The organism is Bradyrhizobium sp. (genome assembly GCF_049798375.1).
GTDB lineage: Bacteria > Pseudomonadota > Alphaproteobacteria > Rhizobiales > Xanthobacteraceae > Bradyrhizobium.
This window is the reverse complement of sequence record NZ_JBARGP010000490.1, coordinates 1-2355: the sequence shown is the minus strand read 5'-3', so window position 1 is coordinate 2355 and position 2355 is coordinate 1. Positions and strand designations below refer to the sequence as shown.

Annotated in this window: 2 protein-coding genes and 1 pseudogene; 1 reads left to right on the top strand and 2 read right to left on the bottom strand. The window is 63.7% G+C overall.

All coding sequences use genetic code 11. The features are described from left to right. Both WA702_RS20065 and ribB read right to left on the bottom strand, forming a co-directional pair. The coding region (locus WA702_RS20065) for an acyl-CoA dehydrogenase family protein (protein WP_425112289.1) at nt 1–409 on the bottom strand (409 nt) is incomplete at its 3' end. Between the two features lie 57 nt (nt 410–466). Then, nucleotides 467–1543, bottom strand: a pseudogene (gene ribB / locus WA702_RS20060) (3,4-dihydroxy-2-butanone-4-phosphate synthase). Nucleotides 1544–1712: 169 nt separating this feature from the next. Here ribB and WA702_RS20055 point away from each other — a divergent pair. Next, a partial coding sequence (locus WA702_RS20055) for an aminotransferase class I/II-fold pyridoxal phosphate-dependent enzyme (RefSeq protein WP_425112288.1) occupies nt 1713–2355 on the top strand: 643 nt, incomplete at its 3' end.

The following is a 2355-nucleotide window of genomic DNA, read 5'->3' as shown; positions in this document are numbered from 1 at the left end:
GCTTCGGCAGGTATTTCTTGCGCTGGTTCTCGTCGCCATAGGCATAGATCGGATACATCACCAGCGAGGACTGCACCGAATTCATCGAGCGGTAGCCGGAATCGACCCGCTCGATCTCGCGCGCGACGAGGCCATAGGCCACATAGCTCGCGTTGGCACAGCCATATTCCTCGGGCAGCGTGATGCCGATCAGCCCAAGCTCGCCCATCTCGTTGAATATCTCGCGATCGGTCTTCTCTTCGAGATAGGCCTTGGTCACGCGCGGCAGCAGCTTGTCCTGCGCGTAGGCGCGCGCCGTATCGCGCACCATCCGCTCGTCTTCAGTGAGCTGCTCGTCGAGCATGAAGGGATCGTCCCACTGGAAGCTCGACTGGGACGGCTTGTCCTTGGCCTGAGGGCGCACGCTCATGAGAAATCCTTTCGCATCCTGTCCCCGCAGTTACGCGGCAAATTAAAACTTTGAAGATCAGCCTTCAAGGCGTTCGTTGCCGACGATCTCGATGCCGAAACCGGACAGACCCTTGTAGTCGTGCACAGACGAGGTCAGGTTCCGGATCGAGGTGATGCCGAGATCGCGCAGGATCTGCGCGCCGACACCGACCTCACGCCACTGCCTGTTGCGATCGGCCTCGGCCGACTTCGCATCCCCGACCGGCTCGACCGGAACGCCGGCCGCACCGTCGCGCAACTAGATCAGCACGCCACGGCCCGCCTTCTTGAATCGCTGCAGTACCTCCTGCACCCGCTGCGGCCCGCTCATCAGATCCTTGACGATGTTGGGCTTGTGCAGGCGTGTCAGCACATTCTTGCCGTCGCCGACGCCGTTGTAGACGAAGGCCGCGTGGGTGATGGAATCGAAGGGCGAGCGGTAGGCATAGCCCTGCAGCGGTCCGATCGGGCTGTCGGTCGTGAAGGTGGAGACGCGCTCGATCAGCTTCTCGCGCGCCTGCCGATAGGAGATGAGATCGGCGATCGTCACGTGCTTGAGCTTGTGCGTGGCGGCGAATTGCGCCACCTGCTGGCCCTTCATCACCGTGCCGTCGTCGTTCATCAACTCGGAAAGCACGCCGACCAAAGGCAGCCCCGCGAGCCTGCAAAGATCGATGCCGGCCTCGGTGTGGCCGGACCGCATGAGCACGCCGCCGTCGCGGGCGATCAGCGGGAACACATGGCCGGGTCGCGCAAAATCGCTGGCGCCGGCGTTCGGGTTGGCCAGCGCGCGGCAGCAGGACGCGCGCTCATCGGCGGAGATGCCGGTACCGCCGTCCGGCTTGTAGTCGATCGAGACGGTGAAGGCCGTGGTGTGGGCGGAATCATTGTGCGCGACCATCGGATCGAGCCGCAGCCGGCGCGCATCTTCCGTGGTGACCGGTGCGCAGACGATGCCGGAGGTATGGCGGATGATGAACGCCATCTGCTCCGCGGTGCAGAGCGACGCGGCAACGATGAGATCGCCCTCGCCTTCACGATCATCGTCGTCGGTGACAACGACGAGCTCGCCCTTGGCAAAAGCCTGCAATACTTCCTGGATTGAATCGGCCATTGATACGTCTCGCTGGTTTTGCCGGGTGCTTTAGCCTTGTTCCGGGGCGGATGCCAGTGCCCGTCGGAGCGCCCTTCCACAGGGCGGAACGGCCCAGATCGTCCGATCTGACAAAAGATGGGTTTTTGTCTATGATCGCCGGCAAACAAGAACAAGGGAGGCGCCCGTCATGGCCGCATTCGATTTCGCACCGCTCCTGCCCGCCGGATCGCCCGCGCCTGCGGCCCGCTGGACCGGCCTTGCGAAGTTCAGCTTCGTCGGCGGCAACAACGATGCCGATGCAGTGCCGGTGGAGGGACTGACCGCCGCAATGAATGCCGTGCTCAAACGCGAAGGCAGGTCGCTCGCGACCTATGGCCTCGCCCACGGGCCCCAGGGCTATCGTCCCCTGCGCGACTTCCTGAGCGAAAAGCTCGCACGCGATGGCGGCATGTCAGCTGGTCCCGACGACATCATGATCGTGTCCGGCTCCCTGCAGGCGCTCGACCTCGTCAACCAGGCGCTGCTCGCGCGCGGCGACACCGTAATCGTCGAGCAGGACAGCTATCAGGGCGCACTCACCCGCCTCTCCCGGCTCGGCGTCAACGTGGTCGGTATTCCGCTCGATAAGGACGGCATGCGGATGGACGCGTTAGCTGCCGCACTCAGCGACCTCGAGGCGCGTGGGATCAGGCCCAAATACATCTATACCATCCCGACCGTGCAGAACCCGACCGGCAGCATCATGCCGGAGGCGCACCGTGCCGAACTGCTGCGGCTTGCGGACGCCTATGGTGTGCCGATCGTCGAGGACGATTGCTATGCCGACCTGA